This is a genomic window from Sphaerisporangium sp. NPDC051017 (genome assembly GCF_040683095.1).
Taxonomy (GTDB): Bacteria; Actinomycetota; Actinomycetes; order Streptosporangiales; family Streptosporangiaceae; genus Sphaerisporangium.
On record NZ_JBFBCI010000104.1, the window covers coordinates 1 to 17560 of the forward strand.

16 protein-coding genes and 1 pseudogene are annotated in these 17560 nt (G+C 68.3%); 4 read left to right on the forward strand and 13 right to left on the reverse strand.

Features of this window, described 5'->3' with window-relative positions; all coding sequences use genetic code 11:
- The first annotated feature begins 435 nt into the window (after nt 1-435).
- A complete protein-coding gene (locus tag AB0M95_RS39420) occupies nt 436-951 on the forward strand; it encodes a hypothetical protein (RefSeq protein WP_363776395.1) in 516 nt (171 codons plus the stop codon).
- Nucleotides 952-1132: 181 nt separating this feature from the next.
- Nucleotides 1133-1657 (forward strand): hypothetical protein, encoded by a 525-nt coding sequence (locus AB0M95_RS39425; RefSeq protein ID WP_363776398.1) that lies wholly within the window; start codon nt 1133-1135, stop codon nt 1655-1657.
- Between the two features lie 110 nt (nt 1658-1767).
- On the opposite strand, the gene AB0M95_RS39430 is transcribed toward AB0M95_RS39425, so the two are convergent.
- From AB0M95_RS39430 to AB0M95_RS39475, 10 genes are all read right to left on the reverse strand, one after another.
- Nucleotides 1768-2013 (reverse strand): hypothetical protein, encoded by a 246-nt coding sequence (locus AB0M95_RS39430; protein ID WP_363776401.1) that lies wholly within the window; start codon nt 2011-2013, stop codon nt 1768-1770.
- A gap of 44 nt (nt 2014-2057) precedes the next feature.
- Nucleotides 2058-2651 (reverse strand): hypothetical protein, encoded by a 594-nt coding sequence (locus AB0M95_RS39435; RefSeq protein ID WP_363776404.1) that lies wholly within the window; start codon nt 2649-2651, stop codon nt 2058-2060.
- Nucleotides 2584-3249, reverse strand: a complete 666-nt coding sequence (locus AB0M95_RS39440; protein ID WP_363776407.1) for a DUF433 domain-containing protein — start codon at nt 3247-3249, stop codon at nt 2584-2586. Before AB0M95_RS39440 ends, AB0M95_RS39435 begins: the two co-directional genes overlap by 68 nt.
- 494 nt (nt 3250-3743) lie before the next feature.
- Nucleotides 3744-4787 carry an alpha/beta hydrolase gene (locus tag AB0M95_RS39445; protein WP_363776410.1) on the reverse strand — a complete coding sequence of 348 codons (1044 nt, stop codon included), beginning with the start codon at nt 4785-4787 and terminating at the stop codon, nt 3744-3746.
- A 59-nt stretch (nt 4788-4846) separates the two neighbouring features.
- Nucleotides 4847-6553: a CocE/NonD family hydrolase gene (locus AB0M95_RS39450; RefSeq protein WP_363776413.1), complete on the reverse strand. Its 1707-nt coding sequence runs from the start codon at nt 6551-6553 to the stop codon at nt 4847-4849.
- Nucleotides 6550-8610, reverse strand: coding sequence for a prolyl oligopeptidase family serine peptidase (locus AB0M95_RS39455; protein WP_363776416.1), 2061 nt, complete (start codon nt 8608-8610; stop codon nt 6550-6552). Before AB0M95_RS39455 ends, AB0M95_RS39450 begins: the two co-directional genes overlap by 4 nt.
- A 24-nt stretch (nt 8611-8634) precedes the next feature.
- On the reverse strand, nt 8635-9801 hold the full coding sequence (gene solA / locus AB0M95_RS39460; protein WP_363776419.1) for an N-methyl-L-tryptophan oxidase: 1167 nt from the start codon (nt 9799-9801) through the stop codon (nt 8635-8637).
- 151 nt (nt 9802-9952) lie between these two features.
- Nucleotides 9953-11389 (reverse strand): helix-turn-helix domain-containing protein, encoded by a 1437-nt coding sequence (locus tag AB0M95_RS39465; RefSeq protein WP_363776422.1) that lies wholly within the window; start codon nt 11387-11389, stop codon nt 9953-9955.
- A gap of 32 nt (nt 11390-11421) precedes the next feature.
- Nucleotides 11422-12558 (reverse strand): mannose-6-phosphate isomerase, class I, encoded by a 1137-nt coding sequence (manA, locus tag AB0M95_RS39470; protein WP_363776425.1) that lies wholly within the window; start codon nt 12556-12558, stop codon nt 11422-11424.
- 65 nt (nt 12559-12623) lie between these two features.
- Nucleotides 12624-13175: a hypothetical protein gene (locus tag AB0M95_RS39475; protein WP_363776428.1), complete on the reverse strand. Its 552-nt coding sequence runs from the start codon at nt 13173-13175 to the stop codon at nt 12624-12626.
- A gap of 569 nt (nt 13176-13744) precedes the next feature.
- Here AB0M95_RS39475 and AB0M95_RS39480 point away from each other — a divergent pair.
- Nucleotides 13745-14869 (forward strand): methyltransferase domain-containing protein, encoded by a 1125-nt coding sequence (locus AB0M95_RS39480; protein WP_363776431.1) that lies wholly within the window; start codon nt 13745-13747, stop codon nt 14867-14869.
- A gap of 114 nt (nt 14870-14983) precedes the next feature.
- Here AB0M95_RS39480 and AB0M95_RS39485 read toward each other — a convergent pair whose 3' ends face one another.
- A complete protein-coding gene (locus AB0M95_RS39485) occupies nt 14984-15475 on the reverse strand; it encodes a hypothetical protein (RefSeq protein ID WP_363776434.1) in 492 nt (163 codons plus the stop codon).
- A gap of 239 nt (nt 15476-15714) precedes the next feature.
- A complete protein-coding gene (locus AB0M95_RS39490; protein WP_363776437.1) occupies nt 15715-16032 on the reverse strand; it encodes a hypothetical protein in 318 nt (105 codons plus the stop codon).
- 100 nt (nt 16033-16132) lie between these two features.
- Between AB0M95_RS39490 and AB0M95_RS39495 the strand changes: the two genes are divergently transcribed.
- A complete protein-coding gene (locus tag AB0M95_RS39495; RefSeq protein WP_363776440.1) occupies nt 16133-17329 on the forward strand; it encodes an IS630 family transposase in 1197 nt (398 codons plus the stop codon).
- Nucleotides 17330-17357: 28 nt separating this feature from the next.
- On the opposite strand, the pseudogene AB0M95_RS39500 reads toward AB0M95_RS39495, so the two are convergent.
- Nucleotides 17358-17560 (reverse strand): annotated as a pseudogene (locus tag AB0M95_RS39500) (hypothetical protein); the annotation flags it as partial.

Genomic DNA, 17560 nt, shown 5'->3' on the forward strand with positions numbered 1-17560 from the left:
CGCCCAGTCCTCCACCTTGATCACCCTCCAGAGTGAACTGAAGGGGGTCAGTTTTCGGCCGTCGCCACAGGGTCAGTTTTCACCCGTCGTCGACAGGGTGGAGAGGATCCCGCTGCCTACGACTTCGCGTGGTTCGTTGGGGTGCAGCCTGGCGAGGCGAATGACAGCTATGTGGCAAAGGCCGATCTTTCGCCGGTGCAGTTGCCAGACTGTGCGGCAGGCTCCGATAGGGAGATGCCCTGGCTGAGTAGGGATGGCCGAGGCATCGCCCTTGTGGGCTGTTGGGCCAGAGGCTCGACTGATGATGACGGTGAGTACTCCGTCGTCGTCATACGCGGCGGAACCGAGCGGGAGATACGATTCCCAGCCTCCGTCGCCAGTTGGGTCGGCTCCAGTGGACGCATTGTTCTCGGGGACGATGAAGGAAATGTCGCTGTGGCGGACACGACTCAGTCGGCGCCTCCGAAAATGCTCGCCAAGGTAAACGGGGAAATTCACTCCCTCGACGTAGACCCCGCCGGGCGCTGGATCGCCCTCGTGCACGGAGGCAGTGAGAATTATCAATCAAACGTCTTCGCTCCCACGGGGGCTTCCGTTTCGATCATTTCGATCGCGGACGGCAAGACAAGCGATGTGAACGTCGCCGGTGACCCGTCCGCTGTCGCATGGGCACCGGACGGTTCGAGCCTCGCTGTTCAGAATCCCACGAAATGGCTGCTCGTGGATCGGCAGAGTGCGGAAACAACGGCCGAGGTGGTGCGGCCCGATAAGGGAGATCGACCGTGCTTCCTCGCCGGCATGACAGTTCGCGGCATTCTCGGCTGGTGCTCTGCCGTTGGCGAAATGGTGACCGTGCGAGAAAACGGCCGGCCGCAAGTTCTAGTGAAACCTAAGGGAGTGAGACAATTCGCCGGAACCGTGAGCGTCGCCGTCGACAACGTGAAACCGTAGATCATAGCATCCCGAGCGCCAGCGGAGGGACACAAAGCCTCATTAGAGAGGGGTTTGGGTTTCGGCCCCGGCTGGGTCTTGCGCCCGACCCTGGCCCGTTCGGGCACCCGGAGCCGCCTGTTTGCCGAGGTGGGCCGGTCGGGTATCCAGCCAAGCGGTTTCTCCTCAGGAAGGGTAGCGCTTGAATCCTGATGACGAGTTCGAGCAATGGCTCTCACTTCTACAAGAGGACGAGGCATTCGATGTCGAGGTGGATCACCTCGATACGGGGGCGATCAAAGAGCTGCGACGAATTCACGTGGAATATGGCCCGATCTTCGGGGATTCCCTTCGGGAGCGCTTGCTCGCCCTGCGGTTCACCCATTCCCAGCGCGCTCTTCGGCTGGTGCTTTCGGACCTTCCTGCTACCGCCCACTGGGATATCATCCCCGCGGTCTCGCTGGACGCATCGTTCTGCGTCCAGGGTCCGGGAGTCGTCGTTCATGGCCGGGAAGTGTTTGGAATCGGATTCCTGGACGCTCTGGTAGAGATCGCGGCGAACGTTCAAGCGGACTGCATCGACGAGTTTCACCGCGTCTGGCCGCTGTGTCCCCGTCATCGACTTGGTTTGAAGCCGGCCGAGCGGAACGGCACCGGTGTTTGGCTGTGCGGTTCCGGTCCGCATGATGTCGCGAGAATAGGAGAAATCAAAGACACCCGACTTTAGGGAGGTTCAGGGCGGCTGAAGAACTCCTCGTCTCGGCGGTATGGGCTCGCGCTCTCCGCCGCTCTTCGCGTTCGCGCGTATTTGTACGACTCGCGGTATGCCGACGGCTTTCAGCTGCATGTCGAACTCGGCAGCGTGCTGTTCGTGCCGGCACCACAAGACGGCCAGCCAGCCAACCTCCCGGCGGGCGACTGACCAGCGTGACCGTCGCCTGCGCGCACTGGGAGGTCGGGATGGGCGCGCTCGTCGACGCGGCCCCGACTCAGCCCCTTGGTGTTGGCCGACTCCGCCTCCAGCACCCCCGAGTTGAAGATCGAATAGAGCAGGAACGTGGCAAAGGACGTCTTGGTGGCCACGCCGGACACTCCGGAGATCGACAAGTGTGCGCTGCGCCGCCGCGTCACACTGCCGAGGCAGATACCGCTGCGGAGTATGCCGGGTGCGCTCCCGCACCCGCGTACATCGCGGTCACCTCATGACCGGCGCTACCAGTGAATCCACAGCTCAGCGCCCGTGGTCGCCGACTACGCCTCTTCCCCGCCGCCGGAGGCTCGTAGGGGACCGCCTCCTTGGGAGTCAGTCGCCATACGCCTGACCGCAGCTGGCTGGCCTCACCGCACATCTGGGCCAGATTGACAGCGATCAACTCGACGCGCTCTTCGACCCGTGACTCACCGGGTAGCAGGAACACCGCCACTCTGGCCTTGAGGTAGGCCTCGTACTCGTTCGGACGCTCGAAGATACGAATGTCCGAGGCGATCACCACCCAGCCGCGCTGCCCGACCATGGGCAGCCAGCGATCGTCCGAGGTCCCGAGCGCGGCGTCCCTGGATCCGAACAGCTCCGCCGGGGTATGCACCGCGTACCCCAGCCCAGAGAGCAGTTTCCGGACGCTGCGGCTGACGCTGTTCTCGTCGAGGTAGAACTCAGGCGGCGTGGCCCAGGAGGATGCGGGTGGCGGTCCTGACGTCGTCGAGGGTGACGCCGAGCTCATCGACGATCACCTCGGGAGCCTCGCCGGCCTTCATCATGGCCGCTACCTCCGCCACCCGTGTACGACTGTTCGCGAAGATCGGCTGCCCGAAGGCCCTGAGCGGATCGATCACCACGTTGGACGGCAGGCAACTCCGCAGCCGCAGCATCGCCGGAAAGCCGTCCTCGGCGCGGACCACGTAGTCCAGGTAGTCGGTAACGATCTCCCGAATGACATGCTGACCGGTCCTGGCCTCGATGAGCCCCGCACCGGCCTCGGTACGGGAGAAGTCCCACATCACGTCGATGCCGTCGGTGGCGAGCTCCGGGGCGAGCAGGACATACTCGTGCCCGAACTCCTTCTGGAGTCGTTGCAGGGCAGGCCTGATCTTGTGCGGTTTCACGCCGGCCCGCTTGAGCGCGTCGAGCACGTACGCCTCCGCCATGGCGACGAACGGCACGGTCGCGCGCCGATTCTCCTCGGCCGGCAGGACATGGAGCAGCGGACGCCCGCTCTCGTAGCCCCTCGACCATCGGTTGAAGGTCTGCTGGGAGATGTCGAGGAAGCGGGCGGCGTCGCTCTGGTTCAGCAGACCTGTCCGAGTCCTGATGTCGTCCACGTCGCGTACCTCCTCCCTTTACCGCGCTCGCCATCATCATCGCCGATCGACCCATCGCCGTGTAGGGCGCCTCGCTGTGCTCCGCCCACCGACGTGGCTCTCGCCGTCCATGACCCGGCGGCCCCGAGGTCAACCGGCGGACGCAACAAGACGTGATCGCATCATGACACTGTGCTCACGCGGGCGCATGCGAATCGAAGCAGTGAACCCGGGGAATCCGTCAGGCGGCGAGCTCACTCTTCAGGTGGTCGCGGAACTCCCGGACCATGACCATCTTGCCGTACGGCTCCAGCGTGGGTCGTGGGTACGACCGGGCTGCCCCAGGTCGGTGCTTTCGACCTGGTGCGACAGCCTTTGAGCACTGCCACACCCGAACTCGACCTGATGGACGTCCTCGACCTCGGCCACGCCAGGTCGTGGCGGGCCGCCCGTCCCGCCACCTCGCCGAATTGCTCGTCGCCGACGTGGGCCGGTGACGGCCTGCTCGAACGAAGTCAGACCCGATCAACGCTCGCGAGCGGTAGCACGAGTTGCACGAGCTTGACCAGAACCACACCCGGAGCCTCGAGGAAGGCGTAGTGCGCGACACGAGGGAGTTCGATGTACTCGCCGTGCGGTGCCTCGATCTGATCGAACATCTCGCGGGCAAGCTCTGCCGGCGTTGCCAGGTCCTCGGCTCCGGCGATGACGAAGAAGGGACAGTCCAGCGACCGAACCCCGTCGAAGTCGATGCACATCAGCTCTGCCCAGAGCGCTTCGACCGAAGCCAGCGCGCCATGCTCGGTCGCCTCGATGTCGAACTCGTCGTAGAGCGGACTCATCCGGAGACGCTGAACTTCGTCGTCTTGGGCCAGGGCATGGATCATGCCGCCGTACGCCTCGACCCATCTGCGCTCGACGAGCATGGAGCTCATCGGCAGCGGCGCAGCATCCGGATAGGGGGCGATCGCCTCCAGGTCGGCGATCGCCTCCTGGTCACCGCGCTCGCGTGCGATTGCCAGCGTGCGCCGATAGCTGACCGCTTCGTTGCGGCGCATGTTGACGACCTGCCCGATGGACACGTACGCGTGCAAGAGCTCCGGCCGGGCCAGCGCGATCCGCATGCCGAGCACGGTGCCCCACGAGTGCCCCACGAGTACGAGGCGTTGCTGACCATAGCGTTCGAGAAGGTGCTCGATCAGGTCTTCGGCGTCGGCCTGCATCAGGTCGATCGTGAGGTCCGTCTCGTGCCCGCGACCGTTGCTCCGATACGTCTTGCCCGCACCACGTTGGTCCCACTGCACGACGGTGAAGAAGTCCTCCCACGGCCGCTGGAAGGACCAGGATTCTCCCATCATGGGGGATCCGGGCCCGCCGTGGAGGAAGAGCAGTAGCGGGTTGTCACGGTGGCTGCCGCGCACGCTGACCCACTGATCGATGCCGCCAATGCGCACCGTTCGGTGATCTTCGACCCCGGCCGCCGGCAGCGTCTGATTGTCGGCGATCGCCTTGCGCCAGTCGAAACCCGGCTGCGGCCCTGAGCCGCCATCGCTCGACATCAGTCGACCTCCTCCACTGCTCTCGGTCTGTGCGCCGGGCACTGCGGCGTGGTCCGCGCTCAATTGCGCACGACCGGGAGCTCGAGCCAACTGGCACCACCCTCATGACGCACGCGCTGGGTCGCTCGTTCCCAGGTGTCGGCGGCCTGGTCACCGGTGTTGAGGTTGCGGTCCCACCGCGGGAACGAACTGCTCGTCACGTGCACCCGGATCCGGTGCCCGGCGAGGAAGACGTTGCTCGTCGACCACAGGTCGATCTCGACTTCGCAGACCTGATCGGCGTGCGCGACGACGCGCGCGATGCCGTCACAGATGTTCCACGACGTCCCGTCCTCGTCGACGTCGCAGAGCCGGGCGACCCAGTCGGTCGACGGCGCGGAACTCTCGACCGTGAGCCGGGCGCGAACCCGCCCGGTGACCTCGAGGTCCGCCTCGAGTGGCGCCGAGGTGTAGACGAGTATGTCGTCGCGGCTCTCCACCGGCGCCTGGTCGATCGGCCCGGCCGGATGACCCGGGATCCATGCGGTGTTCCCGCCCACCGTCGGCACGGGGTCGGCCGGGTCGTAGACGAACTCCCGCACATCGCCGTCGACACCGCGGGAGGCACCGCGGGAGGCACCGCGGGAGGCACCGCCGGGCGCATCGGGCGCCACCGTGCCGTCCGGGTGCAAGAACCAGCGTTCGTCGCGCGCACGGGCCAGCGGCCAGTCGTCCTCGTCGCGCCACTCGTTGCGTCCCATCACGAAGATCCGCACCCGTCGTTCGGGCAGCGGGACGGACGCCGCCGGACCGAGGTGCCTGGAGAACCAGGCGAGGTGGCGACCGAACCAGGACTCCGCATAGTCGACCATGAAGGTCTCCCGCTGGCTCCGCATGCCGAAGTACCGCTCGCCGACCGGGTCGCGCGGGCTCTGGTGGGTCCACGGTCCCACGTGTAGCCGGGCATCAAGGCCACGGCTCCGTGCGGCGACGAAGGCATCGAGCGTGCCCTGCACCGCGATGTCATACCACCCACTGGTCGCGGCGATGGCGAGGTCGGAGTCGAGCCCGTCGAAGTCGGCGTCGGTGTAGGAGGCCGCAGCACTCACGTCCAGCGACATCGAGGCGGTCGGCAGGCCGAGCCGCACGGCGGCCGGCAGCTCAACGGCAGGCAGCTCCCAGTAGCCCGTCGACCTCAGTCCGTCATAGGCCGCCACGAGCTGCTCGAACCGGGCCGGGTGTTCGTCTGGGGAGCTGGTGCGCGCGATGTAGTCGAATCCCTGCAGCAGTACCCAGAACGCGGGCAGGCCGAGGTCGACGGCACCGCCACGCCGGATCACGCCGTCGGCCATGTCCTTCCACGTCAACGCGGGCGCGATCGCCTTCAGCGAAGGCGGATTCATCGACGCGGCCGCCCATTGGGTGGTACCGACATAGCTGGCCCCGTACATGCCGACACGGCCGTTGGCGCCCGGCAGACGCGCCGCCCACTCGACCGAGTCGTAGCCGTCCTCCCGCTCGTGCTCGAGCGTCTCCCATGCTCCCTCGGAGGCGTAACGCCCGCGGACGTCCTGCACGACCACGATGAACCCGAAGCGGGCCAGGATGAGTGGGTCGAACCCGTGTCCCGCGTCGCCCGGGGTGTTCTTGTCGTACGGCGTGCGGGACAGGATCACCGGGAAGGGACCCTCTGCGTCGGGCCGGAAGACATTGGCCCGCAGCACCGCCCCGTCTCGCATGGTCGCCTCGACGTCGAACTCGGTGATCACACGGTGGCCTCCGCTCATGTCGTCGGCTCCTCTCTTGAAGTCGGTCGCCGTTCGGAGAAACAGTCCTCAGACCGGCGGGCAGGCATGTGCGCGGTGAACCACGCGATCACCCGGGCGACGTAGTCGAACGCGGCCGGCATGCTCCTGACGCCGTGCCCCTCGTGCGGGTAGGTCACCAGGACGGTCTCGCTGCCCTGTGCCTGGAGGGCGCGGTGCATTTCCAGCGCCTGAGCCGGGTGCGTGATTCGGTCCAGGGCCCCGCAGATGCTCAGCAGCGGAGTCCGAACCGAAGCGGCATGATGCACCGGGCTCCGAGTCAGGTGCAATCCGTCCGGGTCGTTCGGGTCCTGGCCCAGGAAGACGTCGAAGAACCCTGGGATATTGCTGGTGAAGCGGTCGCTGACCCAGTTCGACGTGGGCTCCACGGTGACGGCGGCGGCGAAGCGCCGGCTCTGGGTGATCAGCCACGAGGTCATGAAGCCGCCGTAGCTCCCACCGGTGACGCCGATCCGGTCCGGGTCGGCTTTCCCCGCCGCCACCAGGGCGTCGAGGGCGGCCAGATGGTCGGCGGCGTCGGCCCCGCCGACATCGCCGACCACACTTCGGGCGGCGTCCTGGCCGAGGCCGCTCGATCCACGGACGTTGGGGAGGAAGAGCGCGTAGCCCTCGGCGAGCCCCAGCTGAACGAACGCCGACCTGCCGACGTACAACGGCGGGCTGAAGAAGACCGGACCCCCGTGGATCTGGACGATCAGCGCGTGCGGCCCGGGCGTCGGGGGTGTGAGCAGCCAGCCGTGGAGCTCGAGTCCATCCGGGGCGACCCACGAGAAGTCGCATGCCGAGCCGAGCGAGGCGACCGTGGCGGCTGTTTCCGGTGAGACGAAACTGCGGATGCGGCGTTCGTGACCGCCTTCGAGCGCGACCAGCGTGGGCGCCTCGAAGAACGACTCGGTCATGAACAGCACGTCTTCGGGTCGCCCACCGAGCGGCGCGATCCGGGGCAGGACGAGGCCACTGACCGCACGCTCAGCGCTCCGCCACAGTTCTCGCGAGTTCTGCGAGCTCAGGTCCAGCACGCCGATGACCGAGTCCGGTCCCTGCAGCGCAGCGAAGAGCAGCGCCTCCTCACCGCGCCAAACGAGCTGGACGACGTCCGCACCGAGCGTCGCCGGCCGGCTGACGGTCCCGGCGCCGACGTCGATCAGCCGGACCTCACCGGCGACGATGTCACGGTCACTGCACACGGCTTCGACGACCGCGACCGTCGCCCCAGACGGGGACGCGGCGATCCAGCCGAGTTGGTCGCGTGGGACGAGCAGGGTCCGCATGCTGCCGTCGTCGACACCGATGAGCCTGACGTCCGCGGTGTACCAGGCTCCTTCGTCCGGCTGATCGGAGCAGATCGCCGCGACATGCCGCGGTCCACACCAGACGCCGCGCCACACGTTCACGCCGGGCGGCGACACCTGCCGCGCCGTGCCCGTGGCGATGTCATACACCCACAGCGTGCGGTAGGGCGCCGCCGATGGCACCCCGTCGACGTCAGGGACCCACGCCGGCCCCTGGTCGCGGCCACCGACCGCCACGGCCCCCTGGATCCCGGCGATGTCCGAGCCGAGGCCCGCGACGCCGAGCAGGATCGTCCGCCCGTCCGCCGACCATTCCAGCGACTCGGCGAACCCAGGCACCTGCGCGGTCTCGCGGTCCTCGCTCGAGCCGACATCGAGGATGCGCAGGCTCGCGATGCCGGACTCGTCGCGGTCGGACAGGTAGGCGATCAGCTTTCCGTCCGGCGACCATCGCGGCGAGGTGTCCGAGCCTTGCCCGTCGGTACGCAGGGCGACATCGCCGGTGGCGAGGTCGACCAGCGCGATCCGGGTGCGGGTGGTGCCGTCCCGGCGCAGCTCCCCCTCCAGCGAGGCGGACACTGAGGCGGCGGCCACCGCACGGAGTCCGTCGGGCGCGGCTTCGAGCGACTCCAGTGCGACCACGGCGCCGCTGCCCGGACGCAGCCAGTCCGACGTCAGGGATCTGGCGCGGGAGAACAGCCGGTCGTCTCGGAGATCGGTCTTCATGGGTCTCGATTCGTCGATATCGGCTCAGAGCAGGAAGTTCTTGGGAGGGTCGACCTCGGTGAGGATCGGGCGTGTGGCCGTGTACGCCGCGACGTCGTGCGCCGTCTCGCCCGCCGTCGCGAGGTCGGCCATGATCTCGCCGATCACCGAGGCGAACTTGAAGGCGTGTCCGCCGCCGACCGCTACCGAGATCCGGTCGTGACCGGGCACCAGGTCGAGGATGAAGTCGCGGTCGGGCGGCAGGGTGTAGAGGCAGGTCTTCTCGCGTCGTACCGCTGCGTTCGAACCTGGCAGCAGGTCGGCCATCATCGTGCGAACGGTGGCACTCAGATCCGGGTCGGGATCGAACGAGCGTGAGTCGGCGGTGACCTCCCGTCCGCCCGCGTCGATCGCGGCCTTCACCGCGGATTCGCCGAAGATCGGGAAGCCGTAGAGCGACGGCCTCGCCATCCACATCCATACCGGGAACCGGGACCAGTGGAAGTCCATCGGCCGAGCAGGCACCAGGTAGGTGACCTGCTCCTGGGTCACCGTCAACGAGAACGACGCGCCCACCATGGCCAGGACCTCGTTGGTCCAAGGACCGGCGGCGACGACGAGACTGCGCGCCGAGAACGTCTCGGTCCCCACCCGCACCCTGACCCCGTCCGGGCGGACGTCGATCCCATCGACGCGGGCATGCTCGCGAAGCTCCGCCCCGTGGTCTACGGCCACCCGACGGTTGAGCCGGTTCGCGATGCCGGCCATCACGAAGCCGCCTTTGGCGTGATACGCGGCTCGAGTCGAGGAGTCCAGCGAGAACTGCGGCCACCGCTCCATGACCTCGCGGGCACTGAGCGTCTGCACTCGCTCACCCGCCGCACGCGCGTTGTCGACGAACGTCTCGAGCGAGAGCTCCGCGTGCTCGGGGTAGAGGTCGAGACAGCCGCACCTGTTCACGACCTGCTGCCCGGTCATCACCTCGAGTTCCTCCCACGAGCGGTAGGCCTCCTGGGCGAGCCGCGCGTAGGCCTCGGTGTGGTAAGTGACGCGGATCAGTCTGCTGTGGTCCTCGGACTCTCCGCGCCCGTGTCCGAGCTCGAACCGCTCAAGGCCGAGCACTGATGCCCCACGAACCGCGAGCTGGCGAACTGTGGCGCTACCGAGCGCGCCGAGACCGATCACGATGTGGTCGTACGTGCCATCGCTCATCCGCGTTTCCTTGCTCTGGTTCGGTGGGGGTTGGCGGGAGTCTAGGTACGACGGAACCGGAGCGAGCCCGACACCGCGTGGGTTGCAACGACGGCATCGCCGTTGTTGCAACCCACGTCGATGACCGGGGAGGTCCGGGCGGACACCGAACTCAGCCGAGTGCGTCACCGGCAAGCCGGCGCCCGATCGTCTCCGCGGCGCCGATCGCCTCGCGGTGGAGTCGCACGCGGTGGGCTTCGACCTCCCGCGGAGGGCCGACGAGGCAGACCGCGGCGGCAACCTCGCCCGCGAGCCCGTGCACCGGTGAGGTCACCGAGGCCAGACCGTTCTCGCCGTACTCACTGATCATCACCGACCGGTCCCGGCGCAGGTCGTGCACCACCGTGAGGAAGTCGTCGGCGGTCCGGGGAAACCTGCGGCCGGTCGGCCGTGCCGTCGTCGTGAACAGCTCGACGATGTCGGCATCCGACATCGCCGAGACCAGAGCCGGGGCACCGTCCGAACCGGTGAGGGGGAAGGGACGATTCAGCCAGGAGGCCGTGCGCAGCTCGCCGGGCGCGATCGCCTCGGCCACCGTGATGCTCTTGGCTCCCACCAGCGTGGTCAGGTACGCGCAGATTCCGTGCTCGTCGGCCAGGCGGCTCAAGACGTCACCGGCGGCGCCGACCAGCCTGGCCGGCAGGCGCGCCGGGTACCAGCCGCCCAGACGCAGGGACGCGCGGTAGCCCGCGGACGGTGTGCCCTCGATCAGGCCGGCCGCGCCCGCCGAGGCGAGCAACCGCGCCACCCGCTCCGGGCCACATCCCACGGCGAGGGCGAGTTCACGTGCCCGCGACCACGGCCGGCACGCCACCTGCTCGACCAGCCGCAACCCGATTTCGAGACTCGGGGAATCGGCGGCGTCCCCGCTCCAGGCCGCGCCTGCTCCGACCGGCGGGCCGCTCGCGTCCTCGACGTTCGCCAGGTGGTGGCCGAGCCGCGCTTGAGCCGCCCGCAGCGCATGCCCGGCACGGCCGTGGCCGGTGTCCCGGAAGTCCGGCGTCCGGACCACCAGCGCGCCGAACGGGTCACCGGCCCCGAACCAGACCGGGGCCACCCGGTCGACCACACCCGCCGGTGTGACTCCGTGACTCACCCCCGGCCGCGCTCCCCAGCGTTCAGCTCCCTCGAACGCCGTCCGGATGGCGCCGGAGCGATCAAGGAGCCAGGTGCCGGTGTCACCGGCGGCCGACAGTGACCAGGCCGGCTGTATCGAACTCACCACCCGGAATCCCGGACCCCGGAGCGGATGATCCGCTCGGGCGAGCAGACAGACGGTCTCGCCGGTCGCGATGCTCAACCGGCCGAGGACCACCTGTGCCTCGATCTGGTACGGCGTCGCCGCGGTCGCCGCCAGCACCATCGAACGCCCACCCAGGTCGTAGATACCCGTGGACCCCGCCTTGACGAGCATCCCGGAGGAGGCGAGTTCGGCCGCGATCCGCGAGACGGTCGACACGCCGATTCCCGTCTCTCTGGCCAGGTCGGATACCGGCCGCGGCCGGGTCGACTCCGCGACAGCGGCCAGCAGGGTGAGGGCACCGGTCACCCGCCGATGCATGGGCACCATGCGGGGGCGGGTCAGGCGGCCGCCGTCGGCCCGGGTTCGGCGACGAAGACCATGCCGGAGCCGGTGAGGGTGACCTCCGGGTCGGCGGCGGGGACGAAGACCGACTCGCCCGCGCCGACCGGCAGGTCGTCGACCCGCAGCCCGCCCTCCACGCACAGCAGGATGCGCGGCAGCCCGCCATCCAGGCGCAGCTCGCCGTCCACCGCGACGCGCCGCAGGCGGAACTCGGGCGACGGGCTGCCGAACGCGCCGTCCGGGCCGGCCTCCAGCGCGAGCGGGCTCGCGTCCGGGCGGGTGATGCGCAGCAGCTCCTTCACGTCGACCGGCTTGGACGTGAGGCCCGCGCGCACCACGTTGTCGGAGCTGCCCATGATCTCGACGCCGAAGCCCTTGATGTAGCAGTGCAGCACTCCGGCGCCGAGGAACAGTGCCTGACCCGGCGCGAGCTCGTGCCGCCGGAGCAGGAGCGGCGCGAGGCAGGCCGGGTCGCCGGGGTAGCAGCGGGCGAGCTTCACGATCAGGGCGTAGTCCGGCTGGTGGACGGCCGAGGCGGCCCAGACGACCTGCTCGGCGATGTCGCGCCCGTCGAGCAGGGCCTCCAGCGCCTGGAGCGGGGAGCCGGAGGCGAGCAGCGTGACGACGTCCTTGAGCGCCGAGACGCCGAGACGCTCGACCAGCATGGCCGCCTGGTCGGCGGGGCGGAAGCCGGCGAGCGCGGTGAACGGCGTCAGCGCGCACACCAGTTCGGGCTTGGGCCAGGGGTCGCCGTAGACGCCCCGGGCGTGCCCGTCCACGGCCTGCTCGGCGGACGGGTGGACCTGCAGGGACAGCGGGCGCGCGACGGCGATGAGCTTCAGCAGGAAGGGCAGGCGGGAGCCGTGCCGCTCCAGCGTCGCCGCGCCGAGCCCGGCGGCGGGGTCGTCGGCGATCAGGTCGGCGAGCGACCGGCCGTCCCCGACGAGCATCGAGGGGCCCGCCGGGTGGGCGCCGAGCCACATCTCGGCCTCGGGGCCGGGGGACGGCGCGGGTCGGCCGGTGAGCTCGGCGATGTCCGTGCGCGACCCCCAGGCATAGTCCTTCAGGGGGTTGGTGAGCAGGTGCAACGTGGGCTCCTCGATCGGATGTCGATCAGCTACGGCCGGGGTCATGACCCGGAGGCAGAAGGGTTAATATAACCGGATTTACTATGACAAATGGCCACAAATGACACGCACTAGCGCCCGGCGGTGGAACCGGCGGCCAGACCGGCGCGGTCGGGGATCGTCCGGGGCAGGTCTCGCAGCCAGCCCTCCAGGTCGGCGGGCCACCACCGGCCCGCCGACAAGCTGCCGAGCGTGTGGGTGACGGCGGACACCGAGGCCGGGGAGGGGACGACGCGGGCCGGTGCCGCGCCGGCGAGCACGCCGAGCCACCAGTGGCGCCGCGTCTCGGGCATGTCGTCGGGGTCGAGGACGACGTAGTAGTCCGGCAGGATGAGCCGCTCGGCGCGCAGGGCCGCCAGCGTCGACTCGATCGCGACCTCCAGACCGCCGACCGGCGCCGCCTCGTCGAAGAAACCCGTCCACGCCTCGCCGACCTCGGCCAGCGGGTCGGCGTCGTGCACGACGTACGTGGCCGACGCGCGCACCACCACATCGGTGATCTCGGCGGGCGTCCGCTCGCCGCGCCGCACCGCGCGCACGTTGTGCAGGCCGTCCAGGCCGGCGACCGTCTCGGCCGCCCACTCCCCCGCCACCACGACCACCGTGCTCCTGAGCCGCCGCATAGAGGCGAGTCTAGAGACCCTCCCGCCGAACCGGCCACGCCCCCTGAACCGGAGCCCTACTCCGTCGCCAGATCAAGCCGGCCGCCTTACACGAATCACGCTTACTCAGACCCATGACCGCATAACTCTTGAGTCGATGAAAACGGCTGCCATGCGCACGAAAGCGATGTCAGGGATAATCGGTGCTACGACGTCACTTCGGGGTGCGTGAGTAGTTCCGACTCGCAGGATCGTGTACCGGAGTACACAAGGGTCGACTCCAAAGAACCGGTGTGGCGTGATGGCCGATATGGACATTTCCATGCGCGGATTTATTGAAAGGGTCACGACTCTGGGGAGATCGAGTTACGATCGGCCGGCAGAGCGTGGACGGCTCACGACAGGCGAGCCATGCGACGACAAACGATAGTGATCGGAAATGGAGGGGCGATGCGCGGGGGAAGGAGCCGGGGAAAGCACGAGGGCGACCCGAAGAAGGACAAGCCCTTTAAGCCGGGGGACAAGGTCGCGCCCGGAAACACGAAAGACGGACAGGGAACGGGCGGCGGGAAGCGCGGGGGCGGTAAGAAGTGACGGATGAAGGGATATCGATCGCAGCGCGGATCGATGCCCTGGCCGATGAGCTGATCGCGCGGGAGGAGATGGGCGAGGAGTGGCGGGCAGCGATGCATGCCGCGCCCCGGCATCTGTTCGTGCCGCCGGTGGCCTGGTCGGGCCCGTACGACCGTCCGGGGCATGTGATCGACCACGAGGCCGACGCGGCAGGGTGGCTGAAGGCGGCATACGCGGATCACCCGATCGTGACGCAGATCGATGACGGGGAGACCGATGTCCGCGAGGGTGAGGGGCGGGTGTACTCCTCCTCGCTGTCGGCTCCTGGCGCGGTGATGTCGTTCCTTGACCTGCTAGCCCCCTATCCGGGAGACAAGGTGTTGGAAGTCGGCACGGGTACCGGGTGGACGGCGGCGCTGCTCTCGCATCGGGTCGGGGCCGGGAACGTGACCAGCATCGAGATGGACGAGGTTCTCCTGTCCACGGCGGCCGAGAACCTCGAGCGCGCCGGTCATGATCCCCGGCTGGTGCGGGGTGACGGCCTGCTCGGCTTCGCGGACGGGGCTCCCTATGATCGGGTGCACGTCACCTGCGGGGTATATGAGATCCCCTATGCCTGGGTGGAGCAGACCCGGCCGGGCGGGGTGATCGTGCTGCCGTGGAGTCCGCCCTTCGAGCCGGGGCACAACATCGCGCTTACGGTCACCGCCAAGGGGACGGCCATCGGTGGGTTTTCCGGCGGCTCGTCCTACATGATGGCGCGCAATCAGCGGCATCCGGACAAACCTCAGGTGGAGCCGGGCCGGTGGCGGCTGAGTGAGACCGACGTCGATCCGCGCCGGGTGATGCGTGGGGGGTTCGGCGCGGATGTGGTCATTGCCACGCTGGTCCCAGAGGCCTGGTCGGAAAGCGAATTCGGCGAGGAGTCCATGACGGTTCAGCTGTGGGACCGTACCTCGCTGGCCGTGGTCGCCGGACGGGAGGTCCGCCAGTACGGGGAGCGCAACCTCTGGGATGAGGTGGAGGCGGCCTTCTTTAAGTGGGTGGAGTGGGGCTGCCCTGGCCGCAACCGCTTCGGAATGACCGTTACGCGGGATGGCCGGCATGTTTGGCTGGATTCGCCGGACAGCCCCATCGGGTAGATGGACGCGCTTGTCGCGCTACTGGGCCGGCACGCGTGGAAGGCGCTCACCGGGAGCGAACCCGGCGTCCCCGGCGGCGTGCCGTCCGGGGCGGCGATCGCAGGTGGACCAGTATCACGTCCGCGTGAGCGTGCCGTCCGAGGCGATCCGCGGATAGCAGACGTACCACTTGTCGCGCCATTCCGGGCCGGTGAGGTCGAGTTCATGCCGCACCAGCAAGGGGGCCAGATCCGCACCCCGGATGAGTCCTTGCGAGAAGGATGCCTCATCCAGATCCGCGGCGAATTCCGGGGGAAGCCCGGAGTCCGCCTTGGCGAATTCGAAGATCGATCCACTCGCGTCGAATACCAGCGGCGGTTCACCCTGGTCGTACGGGGAGTAATCCCAGACGACCGGTTCAGCTCCGCTCAGAGCAGCGGGGCGCACCCAGGTGCCATGCCGGTTGTAGCCGGTCTCATCGATGAAGTTGCCACCCAAGTATGTGACGTAGACGGCCTCGGGGTCATAGCTCGACAGCGGACGGTCGAGCAGGATCTCGAAAGCGCCGGCCAGTTGCCGCTTCCAGTCGTCGACATCGCTTGAGGATACGGACGATTCACGCATCATGCCGAGACCCTATTGCCACGCCCGGCCGCTTGTCACTTGATCCCCAGGGGTCCCGTGGGCCTACCTGTGCGGCCCAGTCGTTCTCCCGAGTTGACCGGCCCGTCATGCCGGCCGGAGTGAGCTCCTACGAGATGCGGCGTGCCCACAGGCTCCAGTGTCCAGCCTCCCGCGAAGGCCGGCGCACGCAGCCGTCGTCACGAGTGCTGTCTAAGTGGTCCCGCCCGTAAGTCCTTCGGGGGTCAGTAGCTGAGGTAGAGACCACAGGCGCAGTCGAGGGCTTCTTGGGGTGTGCCGGCTGACATGCCGGTGGGCAGGATCTGGTTCTCGTACTTGTCGCTGCTGGCGAGGTAGAGCCCGAATCCCCAGATGGAGGCCGATCCGCCGTAGCGGAGCCGGATGAGGGGCAGGCGGTGGCCGTCGGCCAGTTCGCCTTCGACGTAGGCGAACTGGCCGTGGTAGCGGACGTGCAGTCCTGCCAGCTGAGGCCAGCGGTCGCGGGCGTGCTGGCGCAGTCGCTGGGCCAGGGAGGTCTTGGTCGACTCCGGGATGGCGGGCATGGGCCCCATCTTGCCGTCCGGCGTGTCGATCACACCTTGGACAGCCGAGATCGGAGCAAAGTAGCAGGGCCCCTGAAGAAGATCACGGAAAGCGTCCCGCGTGCCCGTCCCCCGCGCCCGCCAGATCGTCTTGACCGCCTCCGAGCGGCGGCGGCTCGACCAACTGGCCCACTCTCACACCGCCCCCCACCAGCAAGTCGTCCGCGTCCGGATCGTGCTGGACGCCGCGCACGGCCACTCCAACGCCCGTATCGCCCTGCGACAGCGCGTTCACCTCGACACCGTCCGCCTGTGGCGTGGCCGATACGCCGACCAAGGCATCGACGGACTCAAGGACCGACCCCGGACCGGCCGGCCACCCCGCTTCACCCCCGTCCAGCGTGCCGAGGTCACGGCACTGGCCTGCCAACTGCCGGCCGAGACCGGAGTGCCGCTGTCCCGCTGGAGCAGCACCGACCTGGCTCGCGAAGCGGCCGGCAGGGGCATCACCGAGGCGATGTCCGCCTCGACCGTCCGCCGGATCCTGGCCGCTGACGTGCTCAAGCCCTGGCAGCACGCCTCCTGGGTGTTCATCCGCGACCCCGGCTTCGCCCACAAAGCCGCCCGTGTGCTGGATCTCTACCAGCGCATCTGGGACGGGCAACCCCTCGCCCGCAACGAGTACGTGATCTCCTCCGACGAGAAGACCTCGATCCAGGCCCGCTGCCGCTGCCACCCCACCCTGCCGCCCGGCATCGCCCGCAGGATGCGCATCAACCACGAATACAACCGGGGCGGCTCACTGGCCTACCTGGCCGCCTACGACGTCCACCGAGCGCACGTGACCGGACATTGCGCGGCCACGACCGGCATCGCCCCGTTCATGACCCTCGTCGAAAAGGTCATGGCCGCCGAACCCTATGCCTCCGCCAAGCGGGTGTTCTGGGTAGTCGACAACGGCTCCTCCCACCGCGGCGAGGCAGCCACCGACCGGCTCGCCGCCCGGTTCCCCAACGCGGTCATGGTCCATACCCCGGTACACGCGTCCTGGCTCAACCAGATCGAGATCTTCTTCTCCATCGTGCAGCGCAAAGTGATCACACCCAACGACTTCACCAGTCTTGATCAGGTCGAAGTCCGACTGATCGCCTTCGAGCGTCGTTACAACGAGACCGCCCGGCCCTTCAGATGGAAGTTCACCCCAGCCGACCTCGAGGACCTGCTGGCCCGGATCGAGCGACACGAACAGAAAGAGCACCACTCCCAGCAGCCCGCTGGCTGCAGCAACCAGCCTGCCGCACTACCCGCAGCCGCGTGAACCCTCGAAAGACTTACGAACCGGACCACTAAGCCGGGCGGTAGCGCACCCAGACATCACCGGTCTTCACGTAGCCGGTGAGCCGCACGGTCACGCCGTCGGACGCCAGTGGGCTCCGGGAGCGGTTGTGGACGGACCCCATGGACCGCCTGACGACCTCCCTGTCGTCCACCCTCCAGCCGCGCGGCACCACGATGACGATGTCGCCGAACCAGGAGGTGACCTCCACGT

Bases quoted from the DNA above. Each gene is read 5' to 3' on its own strand.
- manA (WP_363776425.1), bottom strand. From the start codon at position 12,558: ATGACCCCGGCCGTAGCTGATCGACATCCGATCGAGGAGCCCACGTTG.
- AB0M95_RS39435 (WP_363776404.1), bottom strand. From the start codon at position 2,651: ATGAGCTCGGCGTCACCCTCGACGACGTCAGGACCGCCACCCGCATCC.
- AB0M95_RS39450 (WP_363776413.1), bottom strand. From the start codon at position 6,553: ATGAGCGGAGGCCACCGTGTGATCACCGAGTTCGACGTCGAGGCGACC.
- AB0M95_RS39490 (WP_363776437.1), bottom strand. From the start codon at position 16,032: ATGCCCGCCATCCCGGAGTCGACCAAGACCTCCCTGGCCCAGCGACTG.
- AB0M95_RS39475 (WP_363776428.1), bottom strand. From the start codon at position 13,175: ATGCGGCGGCTCAGGAGCACGGTGGTCGTGGTGGCGGGGGAGTGGGCG.
- AB0M95_RS39485 (WP_363776434.1), bottom strand. From the start codon at position 15,475: ATGATGCGTGAATCGTCCGTATCCTCAAGCGATGTCGACGACTGGAAG.
- AB0M95_RS39455 (WP_363776416.1), bottom strand. From the start codon at position 8,610: ATGAAGACCGATCTCCGAGACGACCGGCTGTTCTCCCGCGCCAGATCC.
- AB0M95_RS39445 (WP_363776410.1), bottom strand. From the start codon at position 4,787: ATGTCGAGCGATGGCGGCTCAGGGCCGCAGCCGGGTTTCGACTGGCGC.
- solA (WP_363776419.1), bottom strand. From the start codon at position 9,801: ATGAGCGATGGCACGTACGACCACATCGTGATCGGTCTCGGCGCGCTC.